Consider the following 12643-nt stretch of genomic DNA (forward strand, 5'->3'; position numbering starts at 1 on the left):
GGGCCAGGTGTCCAGTTGACTTTGTGACGAAGGTCGGCTGTGCACTCTATATAGCCGATCGAAAAAAGCCGCCCGCCGGGAAGGAACCAGCCGTGACAGATTCGAACATTGTACGCATCGACCGCCATCCAGGCCGCTCGACCCAGACCATCGGGATTGCGCGCGAACTTGGCACCGATCCAGACCTCATTCACGAGCCGTCTGTCGGCGTGGTCGGCACCAAGGGCGACAGCCAGTGCTACATGGGTGTGATGGCGAAGGTCGATGCGATCCACGCCAGCCTCAAGAGCCGGATCGGCAAGGGCGCGGGCCAGATGAAGCTGCGCCTGGTGCAGCCGGAATACACCATCGCGACCTCGGACGGCATCCGCAATGGCACGCGCGAAATGCGTTACTCGCTGATCGGGCGTGAGATCACCCACGACGCGCTCTGCGAACATCTGAGCGCCACCGGACTTGCCGGCACCATCGCCGTCGTGGCCTGCGACAAGCCGCCGGTCGGCACGCTGGCCGCGCTGCTCGAGCACAATGAGCCCGCGATCATCATGTCTGACGGCGCGATCCATCCCGGCACGGATCCGAACACCGGCGAGAAGCTCGACATCGTCAGCGCCTACCAGGTCGCCGGCAATCCCGATGCGGAATACCGCCACCACATCGCCTGCCACGCCTGCCCCGGTTACGGCAGCTGCGGCGGCATGTTCACCTACAACACCATGCAGACCTTCATCGGTGTCGTCGGCATGCAGCCGCTGCACATGGTGGCACCGCCGTCGGACGATCCCCGCCGCCTTAAGGAGTTTCCGGACCAGCTGGTCGAGTATCTCGCGCAGATGATGGCGAAGGGCCTCAAGCCGCGCGACATCGTGGTGCGCGATTCAATCCGCAACGCCGTGATCGTCGCGATGGCGATCGGCGGCTCGACCAACGTCACGCTGCATGCGCCGGAGATCGCGCGCGCCGCAGGCTTTGCCGACTTCTGGAAAGAGGTGATGACGCCGGCCGAGTTCAACCATCTGTCGCAGTACGTCGTTCCGGTCCTCACCGACGCCCGCCCGTATGGCAAATATTCGATGGTCGACATCGACGCCGTTGGCGGCGTGCAGGTGATCGTCCGCGAACTGCTGGAGGCCGGGCTGCTCAACGGCGACGTGATGACCTGCACCGGCGAGACACTGGCCGAGCAGGTCAAGCGCCTCGGCGCGAAAACTGCCGACGGCACGGTGATCTATCCCGTCGCCAAGCCCTACAAGCCGACCGGTGGCCTGCGCGTTCTCGGCGGCAATCTGTCGCCGGAATTCTCGGCGATCCTGAAGCTTGCCGGCGTCGAGGGCGGGCTTGAAAACAACCTGTTCCGCGGCAGAGCGCGCGTGTTCGAAGGCGAGCAGGGCCTGCTGGCGGCGCTCGACAAGGCGCCCGAAGGGTTCCAGAACAATGACATGATCATCGTGCGCTACGAGGGTCCGAGCGGCGCACCGGGGATGCCCGAAATGCTCGACCCGACCTCGCGCATCACGACGTTGTGCCGTGAGCGCGGCATCGTGGTGGCGCTGATGACCGATGCGCGGTTCTCCGGTGGATCGGTCGGCCTCGTGATCGGCCATGTTGGTCCCGAAGCGGGTCTTGGCGGCCCCATCGCCTTCGTCGAGGACGGCGACGAGATCATCGCCGATCTGAACAACAACGAACTCAACTGCACGGCGCTGGCCGATCCTGCCATTCTGAAGGCGCGCAAAGCGGCTTGGGAAAAGGTGGTGGCTGATAATGGCGGCCTGCACCCGAACTGCGGCGTCGCCGACACCCGCCTGCTGCACCGCGCGCGGCTCAGCGCAGTCCCGGCCACCCGCGGTGGCGGCCTGCATCCGAACCGCGAGGTCTGGGTCCGCGAGCCGCGCGAAGCCACACGCTCGGGCTTCGTGCCGAAGAACAAGCACCGGCCGGAAGCGGAGAAGGCTTTTTAGAAAGGGCCATGGCGTTTTCGAGCGAAGCATGCCCTCGGACTTGATCGGGGGGTGGATACCGGTTCGCGTAAAGAAAACGCGTCAAAATAAAACGATGAGATTAGGTCGAATAGCATCCGCGAAGGGACTGCGCTCCCTCTCCCGCTTGCGGGGGAGGGCGGGGTGGGGGTGTCTCCGCAATTGACACTCCCGACGTGGAGAGAGCCCCCACCCGGCGCTTCGCGCCGACCTCCCCCGCAAGCGGGAGAGGTGCACCGAATCTGCGGCCCCACCGATTCAACTTAACTTCATCACGCTCCAGCGCTTCGCCAGGCTCACGGCGCGGCCGGTCTCGCCGATAATCTTCACCTCGTCCTTGCCGCATTTGAAACTGCGGGCGAGGTCGTCAGCGGCCTTGCGGGCGAGTTCGTTCGGATTGGGGTTGGCCTGCGCGTCGATATAGGCGACGTGGCAGGCTTCGCCGGGCGGCAGCCTTGTCACCGCCAGCATCGGCTTGGCGGTCGGCCGGCCCTCCTTGTCCGGATCGCTGTTGTCGGCGATGTGCCAGCGCTGGATGATCGCGAACGGCTTGCCGTCCACCGCGCGCCATTCGACGGTGTTGGTGGTCGAGTTGAACGGGCCGAACCAGTTTTGCGCGGCCGGCTCCCCGGCCGCCGCGGCGCGGTTGCGGCCGACCGAGACGGTTTCGCGCAGGTCGCCTTCGCTGATCAGCACCACGAGCCCCGCTTTGCCGAGGCAGACCCGCGTCGTGCTGCCGTCGAGTTCGCTGGGCTTGCCGATCGTGCGGCAATCCTTTGGCGCCGTGGACGTGTAGCTACTGCTGAATGTCTGTGCATTTGCCGTTGAAGGCGGGCCAAGCCCGGCACCCGCCACACAGGCCAATGCCGTCAAATAGTGATGGTTGAGGCGTTTCATCCCTTGGCGTCCGTTGGACGTCCCCTCTGCCGTCCCTGGCTTTTGGGAACCATGATATTTCAGACGTGTGCAATCTGGGGAAGGTTCAAGGAAGCCACGCGAAATACCTGACATCGGCGCGGAATCGTCCTAGAAGAGCGGCTTCGCCATTCCCTTCACTAGCGTGTCAGTTATATCAAACTCATGCCTGCCATATCCCCGAACAAGCCCTATCGCGTCGGCCGCTCCCGCACCGGCCTTGGCCTCTTCGCCACCAAGCCGATCAAGAAGGGCGCTAAAATCGTCCGCTATCTTGGGCCGCTGCTGGATTCGAAGAAGAAAAAAGACGACGCGATCGAGAACAAATATCTGTTCGAATTGACCAACCGCTGGACCATCGACGGTTCGGTGCGCGCCAACGTCGCCCGCTACATCAACCATGCCTGCAAGCCGAACGCGGAATCCGACGTCAAGCCGCGCAAGCGCAGGGTCATCATCCGCGCCATCAAGAACATCGAGCCGGGCGATGAGATCAACTATGATTACGGCACCGACTATTTCAAAGCCTACCTGAAGCCGATCGGCTGCAAATGCGACGCTTGTGAAAAGAAGCGCAAGAAGAAGCGCGCCGAGGCGAGGGCGGAGAAGCTTCGCCTCAAGGCAAAGGCGGAGCGGAAGGCTCTGAAGGAGGCCGAGAAGCAGAAGGCGAAGGCCGCCCGGGCACGCAAGGCTAGGGAAAAAGCCAAAGAAGGAGACAAGCAGAAGCTGGTCGCCAAGAATGGCACCAAGACCAATGGGGCCAAGGCGAACGGCGCCAAGCTCAACGGCAAGTCCTTGGACGGCAAGTCGCTGAACGGACACGCCCGCAAGATCCCCACCGCAAAATCCGGCATTCTCGCAAAACCCCGGCAGGCTGCGGAAAGCCGCGCGACGGTCTGAGAAACCCGTCATTCCGGGGCGATGCGAAGCATCGAACTACGATGTGCATTTGCACATCGGAGAATCTCGAGATTCCGGGTTCGCTTCGCGCCCCGGAATGACACCGTCTAGCCCGGCTTCCGCACCGATTTCGGCAACGCCGAATCCCCAAAATCTATCGCCGAGCGCTGAACGATCGTGCCGGACGCATCGACCACGACGCGGAAGCGGCGATGCTCGGAGAAGAACGTCAGCCGATGCCGGCCCTGATCCGCGTCGACACCGCGCTCGGAAACGCTGGTGATGGTGCCGGCGCGCATTCCTTCGCGAAGCCGCGGCAGCGCGATGCCGAGGCCTTCGGCGACGATGGACGCATCGATCTGGACGGCACCGTCGGCAAATTCGATCGGCTTCATGCCACGCCTCGCGCAGGCCTGCTTCTCGATCGTGCAGGATAGGCGCATTCCGCCAGCGTCGTGGCGTCGAGCTCGCGCAAAAAGGCTTCGCGCGCCGCAGCGAGTTTTGCTTTCAGCCGGCAGCGCGGCATCAGCGCGCAACAACCGCCATCCTCACGAAAACATTCGACCAGCGCTTCGCCTTCCAGCGCGCGCACGACCTCGCCGAGCGTAATCGATTGCGGCGGCCGCGCCAGGCTGAACCCGCCACCGGCGCCGCGCTGGGTCGAAATGAAGCCGCCGTCGGCGAGATCCCGCACCACCTTGGCCAGATGATTGCGCGAGATGCCGAACTCGGCCGCGATTTCGTTGGTGGCGAACGAGCGCGCCGGTTCTCCCGCCAGCCGCATCAGGGCGCGCAAGGCAAAATCCGTAAACGACGTCAGGCGCATGGGAGGCCTTCAAAGATGTGACTTGGCAGACCTTCTATAGCCGTCTAAATACGCATTTGAAATACCTATTTAAGGAAACCCGCGATGACAGGGGCGGAACGGCGCGAGGCGATCACGGCCGAGATCATGGAACGGACCGGCATCACCGAGGCCATGATCGAGGAACTGGTGCACGGCTTCTACGCAAGAGTCCGCCGCGACACGGTGCTGGCGCCGGTATTCGAGGCGCGCATTACGGATTGGGAGCCGCACCTGAAGCAGATGTGCGCGTTCTGGTCGTCGGTGGCGCTGATGACGGGCCGCTACCACGGCACGCCCATGGTGAAACACGCGCCGCTGCCGGTCGACGCCGGTCATTTCGACCGCTGGCTCGAACTGTTCGAGGCGGCCGCCCGCGAACTCTGTCCACCGAAGGCCGAAGCGCATTTCGTCGAACGCGCACGGCGGATCGCAGCAAGCCTCGAGCTTGGCATCGCCGGCGGGCAGGGCCTCATGCTTGCACCTGGCGAGAGATTTCGGCGCAACGAAACAGGAGCCGTGCAATGACCAACCAGACGCGCGCGGTACCCAATCAGGATCAGGCCAACCCGTATTCCGGCAGCAGCCTGCTGCCGATGCTTGTTATTGGTCTGGTGCTGACGCTGGCCGGCATGTTCGCGGCGTTGGCGTTGAGCTAGCCGCCAACGCGTGAGGCCGGATTCGGCTAGCGGGCTTTTTTCTTTGAGCTGTTCAGCGCTGCAGCGGCGCTTATCAGCGTCTTGAAGGCATCCGCATCGATTTCAACGCCCTCATGGATATCGATCGCGCGCCTTGTGTTGCCTTCGAGGCTGGAGTTGAACAGTTTTTTGGGGTCCTTGAGCGAAGCGCCCTTGGCGAACGTCAGCTTCACGGCGCTCTTGTAGGTCTCGCCGGTGCAGATGATGCCATCGTGCGACCAGACCGGAACGCCGCGCCACTTCCATTCTTCGATCACGTCAGGGACTGCCTGTTTGATCAGCGCGCGGACACCGGCGAGCGTCTTGCCCCTCCAGTCGCCCAGCTCCTTGATCCGCGCGTCGATCAGCCGCGAGGGGGATTCGTCTCCGCTTGCTTCCTTCGGGCCGCTCTTGTCCTTCTTCATGGTTGTTGTCGCTTTCTCATGGTTGTTGTCATCGCCCGTCTCCCGCTCACATTCGCTCGCCGGGCAATTTGCTGGCTTGCTTCACCCAGGCGGTCAGCTGAGCGTCGTCGAGCGGGTTGTCCTCGTGGATGTCGAGATAGCGCACTTCCTTCTGCCTGGACTCGCCGGGAGGGATCGGGCGTAGCGACGTGCCGCGGAAGAAAGCCACCTTGACGTATTTCGTGAAGACGTGGATGCCGAGGAACCAGCCTTGGCCCTCGAACCCGTACAGCGGCGAGTTCCATTTGACGGCCTTGTACACGCCGGGGACGGCGCGCGTGATGAGCGCGTCGAGGCGCCGCCCGACATCGCTCTTCCAGCCCGGCATGGCCGCGATGTAGGCTTGCACCGGGGCGTCGCCGTAGGCCTTCGCGATTTGCGGATTGCCGCCCGACAGCAGCTTCGGCTTCGCGGCGCTCGTCTTGGTGACGGCCTTTGTTGCCTTCTTTGCGACCTTCTTCGCCGGCTTCCGCGACGTCTTGCCCGCCTTCATGTCCATTCCTTATCCCGGCGCGCCACCGCTGCGCCATTTGGCGGCATAGGGCAGCGCGAACAAGTACAGACCGGTGAACAGCAGCAAGGCAAGCGGGAGCAGCGCCACGAAACCCAGCCAGTCGGCATGCGTCCCCCGTGCCACGGCGATGAAGTTGACGATGACGGTCACCGTAAAGGCCATGGACAGCCAGCGGTGGATCTGGCGAAGCCACATATTCCAATTCAGTGCGATCTCCTCTCGTTACATGCCTTGAATATTTCCTTGGCTTTGCCTGCAGGCTTCACTCACCCCGCGCCAAGATCTGCTCCAATTTTGCAAAGAACTCCTGCCAGCCCGCCTTGGCGCCGCCATAGGCCTGCGGCTGATCCGGACGGAAGCCCGACTGCTCCATGCGCAGCAGGGTTCCAGTGCCGCTCGGAGTGAGAGTCCAGGCGACGACACTGCTCAGATTGTAGGCCGCTTCCTCGTGCTTGAAATTCCAGGTGTAGGTCAGCTTCTTGTGCGGCTCAACGGCGAGGACCTCGCAGTCCAACACGCCGCCCCATTCGCCGCGAAGATTGAAATTGTGACCCACGACAGGCTTGAAGTCGTTCTTCATGAGCCACTCCTCGATCAGGTGCGGTTGTGTCAGCGCGCGCCAGATCTTTTCCGGCGGATGAGGGATTTCGCGTTCGACAACGACGGAGCGCGTTTCGGTCGCAGTGTTCATTGGTCCATCCTCTTCAGTAGGTCCTCAAGATCGTCGAACCGGTTCTGCCAGAAGCCGGCCATCTGGCTGGTCCAGTCGATCAGCGGGGAAAGCGCGCCGAGCTGCGCACTGTAATGGGTCTGTCGTCCTTCATGGCGGTCGCGCACCAGCCCGGCCTGCTTCAGCACGCCGAGATGTTTTGAGACGGCTGGTTGCGAGACTCCGGCGCGGGCCGTCAGGGCGGTGACCGTCTGCTCGCCGTCGCGGCACAGCCGTTCGAAGATCGCCCGCCGCGTTGGATCGGCGAGTGTTCTGAACAGCACGTCATGTACGTTCGGCATCTGGAATTGATAACCCGTTGGCTATGGGTAGACGTATAACCATCCAGATATGTGTTAGTCAAGTGGGGTAGACTCTACGATTATAGGCCTTCTTCAGTAGGTGGCACCACACCGGGGCAGGACAGTTCAGCCTAGAATTACCATACCGTGCTGGTTATGCATTAAGCGGAAAGGCGTCTGCCAAGGGTGCCAACGGGGCACCCGAATTCGCGCCCGATGACATGGAAGCCTGTCATCGGGCGCGCGCAATTCACATCGAGCTCAGGCGGTCACCACGCCGCCGCTCTTGCGCAGTCCGATATATTGCAGTTCGGCAAACACGCCGGTCGCAATCGCCTGCGCGGCGACGAAGATGACACCGAGCAGGTTCGGGCTGACCGCGCCCGAGAACAGCAGCGCGATACTGCCTAGCGTCCACGCGGCATTGCCCACGATCACCAGCAGCACCAGCGCCTTGAGCACCGATTGCCGCGTGCCGAGCCAGCCGACCAGCGCGGTATAGGCGATGAGAAACAGCCCGCTCTCGCGCAACAGGGCTTCCGGCAGATTGAGGAGGGGCGCCAGCAGGCCGGCGCCGAGCGTAAGGCCGACCGCCGCTACGCCGCTGAAGACGGCGTCGGCAAGCAGCGCGCGGCGCAGGAATGAGGATGGGTTGATCATAGTTCTCTCCTTTGGTTTTACGGGGGTGGTTGGGGGTTAGCGGAACCAGGACCGGAGCTGACGCCAGCGCCGCATCGGGCACAGCGCCTTGCCGATCCGGTTCTCGATCGTCTGCACCTGCGCGACCACGAAAACGCCGGTGTCGTGCACCAGGGGTTCCGGCACGTTCAGGGAACGGGCCAGTACCCAGACCGCCAGATTGTGCAGGGCTCGAAAGATCGAAAGCATCAGCATGGGTCATCTCCTGTGACTGTGAAGATGACCCGGTCCGCGACCCAATTCGATTACGTGGGAGGTAATGGAAGCTGAGAAATTCGCATGGTAGGTTTTCCACCATGAACGCACATGCTTCCACGGCGCGAGCCGAACGCACCCAGCCCGTCCATATCGGCAATCACCTGCGCGAATGGCGGCAGCGCCGCCATCTCAGCCAGCTTGATCTGGCCGGTGACGCCGAGATTTCGGCGCGTCATTTGAGTTTCGTCGAAACCGGCCGCGCTGCGCCGTCGCGCGAGATGGTGCTCAAACTGGCCGAACGCCTGGAGGTGCCCTTGCGCGAACGCAATGTATTGCTGGTGGCGGCCGGCTATGCACCGGCCTTTCCGCAGCGCTCGCTCGACGATCCCGCGTTGAAAGCGGCACGGACGGCGATCGACCTGGTGCTGAAGGCGCACGAACCCAATCCGGCGCTGGCCTATGACCGGCACTGGAATCTCGTCACCGCCAACCGCATGGTGGCGCCGCTGCTCGAGGGCGTCCCGGCGCGGCTGCTGGGCCAGCCCCTCAATATCATGCGGCTGGCCTTCCATCCCGAAGGGCTGGCACCGCGCACGGTCAACCTTGCCGAATGGAGCAGTCATCTTTTGGAACGGCTGCACCGCCAGTGCGAGGCGACCGCCGATCCCGAGCTGCTAAAACTCTATCACGAGCTCAAGGCCTATCCGATGCCGGCGCGTTCCGGCCCGCTCTCGCCGGACAATGTCGCGATCCCGTTCAAGCTCCGGCAGAACGGCGAGGTGCTGAGCTTCATCTCGACCACGATGATCTTCGGCACGCCGGTCGACGTCACGCTGTCCGAACTGGCACTGGAGACGTTTTTCCCCGCCGACGATCTGACTACGCAGCGAATGCGGGAGATGGCGGCGGCGCTCACCTGACGCGACACCGTGAGCTTCGGAAGCAACGCTCGCCGCATCAGCGGCCTAGCCCTAGTTCGCCTTCTCGATCAGGCTTTCCAGCAGCCGCTTCAAATCCGCCGTGGCCTTGTTGCCGTAATTCTCGGCGATGAAGGCTTCCTGGTTCAGCGCCAGCGAGTTCAGGCGCTGGGTCAGCGCCTTGCCGCGGTCTGAGGAGAACATCAAAACCTTGCGGCGGTCGTCGGCATCCTGGACCCGGTAAACGAGGGCGTCGGACACCATCCGGTCGACCATTTTGGTCAGGGTCGGATGATTGAGCAGCACCGCTTCGGCGAGTTCGCCCATCGAGTGGCCCTTGCCGTCGGACAACACCTTCAGGATGCGCCATTGCTCGACCGGCACGCCTTCCTTGCGGAAGCGCGCGTCGAGCTGGCGATTGATCTCCCGGTTGGCCTGCGCAAGCAGGTAGGCGAGATGCTCGGTAATGGGTTTACTGGGCGATTTGGCCAAGGCTTTTGAACTTCGTAATGGGTTTGGATGAATCTTTAGCGCTCTTGCTTGAACTCTATGCACGGGAATCGTTGAATATTCAATATTTTCCACTAGGATATTTTCTGTTGCCGATCACCTTGCCGATGGTAGTCTGATGGCGCCGGACTAAAGAAGCTGAAAAGGAGAGCGAATTGCTCTCGCTATCGCCATTTGAAAAGTTCGGCGGGCCAACGATGCCGCCGGAATTGCTGCTCAAGGGGTTTCCGGGGCTGGGGACGGGCACCTCGGAGCCGGCGCTTGGCCCGTTTCGGGCGCGCCGCGACCGCAAGAAATTGCGGATCGCCAATTTCGTCGGACTGTCCGGTCCGTCGGGCATCTGGGGCCCGGCCTCCATCAACAGCACGCTTTTGGGCATTTCCGAGATCAACCGCCGCGGCGGCATTCTCGGCCGCGAAATCGAAGTCGCGTTCCATGACACCGGCGGCGATATCGACGACGTGACGCGCACCGCTTCCGACATCGTCGCGTCCGAGGACGCCGACCTCGTCATGGGCTCGCATATCAGCGCGGTCAGGGTGGCGCTGCGCAAGGTCGTCGCCGGGCGCATTCCTTATTTGTACACGCCGGTCTATGAGGGCGGCGAACGGACACCCGGCGTCATGGCCATCGGCGAGACGCCGGGGGCGCAGTGGCGCCCGGCCATCGACTGGCTCGCCAAGGCAAAGCATGCGTCGAACTGGTATCTGATCGGCAGCGACTATGTCTGGCCGTGGCTGTCCCACCGGGCGATCAAGAAATACATCGCGGATGCCGGCGGGCGTGTCGTCGGCGAGGAGTTCGTGCCGATCGGCGAGCACAATCACGGCAACCAGCTGGCGCGTATACGGGCCGCGAAGCCCGACGTGGCCCTGCTCACGTTGATCGGCACCGACAGCGTTGTCTTCAACCGTACCTTTGGCGAGCAGGGGCTCGGCTCCCGCATGCTTCGTCTGGCGGGGGCGATGGACGAGACGGTGCTGCTCGGGATCGGCGCCGACAATACCGAAAACCTGTTCTGCGCCTCCGGCTATTTCATCGACCAGGCCTCGCGCGAGAACGACGCGTTCCGCTGCCAGTACGAGACCTCGTTCGGCCGCAACGCGCCGCCGCTCGGCTCGATCGCGCAGTCGAACTACGAAGGCTTGCGGTTTCTGGAGACGATCGCGGCACGCGCAGGCTCGCTGGCGAGCAAGCCGCTGCTCGCCGCGGCCGCGAACGTGGATTATCAGGGCGCGCGCGGCACCGTCGGCATTCGTCGCGGCAGCGCCAGGATGCCGATCTATCTTGCGGCCGCCAACGGGATCGATTTCCAGCTGGTCAAACAGTTCTGAGCGCGAACGCGTAACGCTTCGCCAAGGAGGTGTTGCAAAATAATACTTGAAAAGGAAAACATTTCCGTTTCTAGTGATCGGAATGGGTTGGGGCCCTTTCGCAATCTTCTTCGCGAGCCGTCAAAGAAACAGGAGAATCCATCGTGACAGTAGCGCTTCCTACTCCCGATCAATTGCGCGCGGTTGCCGACCAATGCGGTCTGGCCTTGACCGATGAGGACGTCACCTCCTTCCGTGGATTGATGCAGGGCTCGATCGATGCCTACAACGCCGTCGGCGCGATGGCCGACGAAGTCCCGATCGTGAAATACCCGCGAACCCCGGGCTATCGCCCGGCCCCGGAAGAAAATCCGCGCAACGCCTGGTACCGCAAATCGACCGTCAAGGGTGCGGCGAGCGGCAAGCTGAAGGGCAAGGTCGTCGCGCTGAAGGACAACATCATGCTGGCCGGCGTGCCGATGATGAACGGATCTGCGACGCTCGAAGGCTATGTTCCCGATTTCGACGCCACCGTCGTCACGCGCATGCTCGACGCCGGCGCCGAGATCGCCGGCAAGGTGCACTGCGAATCGTTCTGCATCTCCGGCGGCAGCCATACCAATTCGACCGGCCCGGTGCACAACCCGCACAAGATGGGATATTCCGCAGGCGGATCGTCGTCCGGCAGCGCAGTCGTGGTCGCGCTCGGTGAAGTCGACATGGCGATGGGCGGCGACCAGGGCGGATCGATCCGGATGCCGTCGTCCTTCAGCGGCACCTACGGCATGAAGCCGACCTGGGGGCTGGTGCCCTATACCGGCATCATGCCGATCGAGATCTTCGTCGATCACACCGGGCCGATGACCGCCAATGTCGCCGACAACGCACTGTTGCTCGAGGTGATAGCCGGTGACGACGGCTACGACCCGCGGATCAAGTCGCCCAAGGTGGAGGATTACACCAAGGCGCTGGGCGCCGGCATCAAGGGCATGAAGATCGCCATCGTCAAGGAAGGTTTCGAGCAGGCCGGCGCCGAAGCCGACGTCAACCGGAGCGTGATGGAAGCGGCGAAGCGGCTGGCGAGCCTCGGCGCGACCGTCGAACAGGTTTCAATCCCGGCGCACATGGTGGCACCGGCGGTCTGGACGCCGATCGGCGCCGAAGGCATCGCCCAGACCATGATGTTCGGCGACGGCTATGGTCTCAGCCGTTCGGATCTGTACTCGACGTCGCTGATGGATTTTCACCGCGGCTGGCGCGGGCAGGCGGACTCGCTGTCGGAAACGACCAAACTGTTCCTGATGCTCGGCGTCTACATCAACAACAATTTCGGTCCGCGCTACTACGGCAAATCCGTCAACATCTCCAGGCGTATCACCGCCGCCTATGACAAGGTGCTGGCGAATTACGATCTGCTGCTGATGCCGACTACGCCGATGAAGGCGACGCCGTTGCCCGCGCCCGGCGCCAGCCGGGAAGAGGTGTGCCAGCGCGCCTTCGAGATGATCTCCAACACCGCACCGTTCGATATCACGCACCACCCGGCAATGTCGGTGCCGTGCGGCATGGTCGACGGACTCCCGGTAGGTCTGATGCTGGTCGGCCGGCACTTCGAGGAATCGACCATCTATCGCGCGGCGCACGCCTTCGAGCAGGCGGCAGATTGGAAGAAAATGTAAGCAGCCGAACCCGCAAACGCTGC

At 62.9% G+C, this 12643-nt stretch carries 18 protein-coding genes; 7 read left to right on the plus strand and 11 right to left on the minus strand.

The features are described from left to right. Window positions 1-92 precede the first annotated feature (92 nt). A complete protein-coding gene (locus tag ACSQ84_RS09510; protein ID WP_436211418.1) occupies window positions 93-1961 on the plus strand; it encodes a dihydroxy-acid dehydratase domain-containing protein in 1869 nt (622 codons plus the stop codon). Between the two features lie 276 nt (window positions 1962-2237). Here the strand turns inward: ACSQ84_RS09510 and ACSQ84_RS09515 are convergent, their stop codons facing one another. Further along, window positions 2238-2876 (minus strand): hypothetical protein, encoded by a 639-nt coding sequence (locus ACSQ84_RS09515; protein ID WP_436211419.1) that lies wholly within the window; start codon window positions 2874-2876, stop codon window positions 2238-2240. 183 nt (window positions 2877-3059) lie between these two features. Between ACSQ84_RS09515 and ACSQ84_RS09520 the strand changes: the two genes are divergently transcribed. Further along, window positions 3060-3794, plus strand: a complete 735-nt coding sequence (locus ACSQ84_RS09520) for an SET domain-containing protein (protein ID WP_436211420.1) — start codon at window positions 3060-3062, stop codon at window positions 3792-3794. A gap of 107 nt (window positions 3795-3901) precedes the next feature. On the opposite strand, the gene ACSQ84_RS09525 is transcribed toward ACSQ84_RS09520, so the two are convergent. Together ACSQ84_RS09525 and ACSQ84_RS09530 are read right to left on the minus strand one after the other, a co-directional pair. After that, entirely contained in the window at window positions 3902-4189 is a 288-nt protein-coding gene (locus ACSQ84_RS09525) for a DUF6522 family protein (protein WP_436211421.1), read from the minus strand. Beyond that, window positions 4186-4620, minus strand: coding sequence for an RrF2 family transcriptional regulator (locus tag ACSQ84_RS09530; protein WP_436211422.1), 435 nt, complete (start codon window positions 4618-4620; stop codon window positions 4186-4188). Before ACSQ84_RS09530 ends, ACSQ84_RS09525 begins: the two co-directional genes overlap by 4 nt. Window positions 4621-4704: 84 nt before the next feature. Between ACSQ84_RS09530 and ACSQ84_RS09535 the strand changes: the two genes are divergently transcribed. Both ACSQ84_RS09535 and ACSQ84_RS09540 read left to right on the plus strand, forming a co-directional pair. After that, entirely contained in the window at window positions 4705-5166 is a 462-nt protein-coding gene (locus ACSQ84_RS09535; protein WP_436211423.1) for a group III truncated hemoglobin, read from the plus strand. Continuing rightward, window positions 5163-5297 (plus strand): hypothetical protein, encoded by a 135-nt coding sequence (locus tag ACSQ84_RS09540; RefSeq protein ID WP_436211424.1) that lies wholly within the window; start codon window positions 5163-5165, stop codon window positions 5295-5297. Before ACSQ84_RS09535 ends, ACSQ84_RS09540 begins: the two co-directional genes overlap by 4 nt. 26 nt (window positions 5298-5323) lie before the next feature. Here ACSQ84_RS09540 and ACSQ84_RS09545 read toward each other — a convergent pair whose 3' ends face one another. From ACSQ84_RS09545 to ACSQ84_RS09575, 7 genes are all read right to left on the minus strand, one after another. Beyond that, complete coding sequence (locus ACSQ84_RS09545) at window positions 5324-5740, minus strand: DUF1801 domain-containing protein (protein ID WP_436211425.1); 417 nt, start codon at window positions 5738-5740, stop codon at window positions 5324-5326. A gap of 46 nt (window positions 5741-5786) precedes the next feature. After that, window positions 5787-6272, minus strand: a complete 486-nt coding sequence (locus ACSQ84_RS09550) for a DUF1801 domain-containing protein (protein ID WP_436211426.1) — start codon at window positions 6270-6272, stop codon at window positions 5787-5789. 9 nt (window positions 6273-6281) lie between these two features. Beyond that, entirely contained in the window at window positions 6282-6500 is a 219-nt protein-coding gene (locus ACSQ84_RS09555) for a hypothetical protein (RefSeq protein ID WP_436212250.1), read from the minus strand. A 55-nt stretch (window positions 6501-6555) separates the two neighbouring features. Continuing rightward, window positions 6556-6984 (minus strand): SRPBCC family protein, encoded by a 429-nt coding sequence (locus tag ACSQ84_RS09560; protein WP_436211427.1) that lies wholly within the window; start codon window positions 6982-6984, stop codon window positions 6556-6558. After that, a complete protein-coding gene (locus ACSQ84_RS09565; RefSeq protein WP_436211428.1) occupies window positions 6981-7304 on the minus strand; it encodes an ArsR/SmtB family transcription factor in 324 nt (107 codons plus the stop codon). Before ACSQ84_RS09565 ends, ACSQ84_RS09560 begins: the two co-directional genes overlap by 4 nt. 261 nt (window positions 7305-7565) lie before the next feature. Beyond that, window positions 7566-7964, minus strand: a complete 399-nt coding sequence (locus ACSQ84_RS09570) for a hypothetical protein (RefSeq protein ID WP_436211429.1) — start codon at window positions 7962-7964, stop codon at window positions 7566-7568. Window positions 7965-8000: 36 nt separating this feature from the next. Next, window positions 8001-8198 (minus strand): hypothetical protein, encoded by a 198-nt coding sequence (locus tag ACSQ84_RS09575; RefSeq protein ID WP_436211430.1) that lies wholly within the window; start codon window positions 8196-8198, stop codon window positions 8001-8003. 101 nt (window positions 8199-8299) lie between these two features. Between ACSQ84_RS09575 and ACSQ84_RS09580 the strand changes: the two genes are divergently transcribed. Then, the gene (locus ACSQ84_RS09580; protein WP_436211431.1) at window positions 8300-9121 is read left to right on the plus strand and encodes a helix-turn-helix domain-containing protein; all 822 of its coding nucleotides are present in this window, start codon (window positions 8300-8302) and stop codon (window positions 9119-9121) included. Between the two features lie 51 nt (window positions 9122-9172). Here ACSQ84_RS09580 and ACSQ84_RS09585 read toward each other — a convergent pair whose 3' ends face one another. Beyond that, window positions 9173-9610, minus strand: a complete 438-nt coding sequence (locus ACSQ84_RS09585; protein ID WP_436211432.1) for a MarR family winged helix-turn-helix transcriptional regulator — start codon at window positions 9608-9610, stop codon at window positions 9173-9175. 173 nt (window positions 9611-9783) lie between these two features. Between ACSQ84_RS09585 and ACSQ84_RS09590 the strand changes: the two genes are divergently transcribed. After that, window positions 9784-10962, plus strand: a complete 1179-nt coding sequence (locus ACSQ84_RS09590; RefSeq protein WP_436211433.1) for a substrate-binding domain-containing protein — start codon at window positions 9784-9786, stop codon at window positions 10960-10962. A gap of 143 nt (window positions 10963-11105) precedes the next feature. Continuing rightward, on the plus strand, window positions 11106-12620 hold the full coding sequence (locus ACSQ84_RS09595; RefSeq protein WP_436211434.1) for an amidase: 1515 nt from the start codon (window positions 11106-11108) through the stop codon (window positions 12618-12620). The last annotated feature ends 23 nt before the right edge of the window (window positions 12621-12643 follow it).

Origin of the sequence: Bradyrhizobium sp. LjRoot220 (assembly GCF_964252915.1) — a bacterium.
Taxonomy (GTDB): domain Bacteria; phylum Pseudomonadota; class Alphaproteobacteria; order Rhizobiales; family Xanthobacteraceae; genus Bradyrhizobium.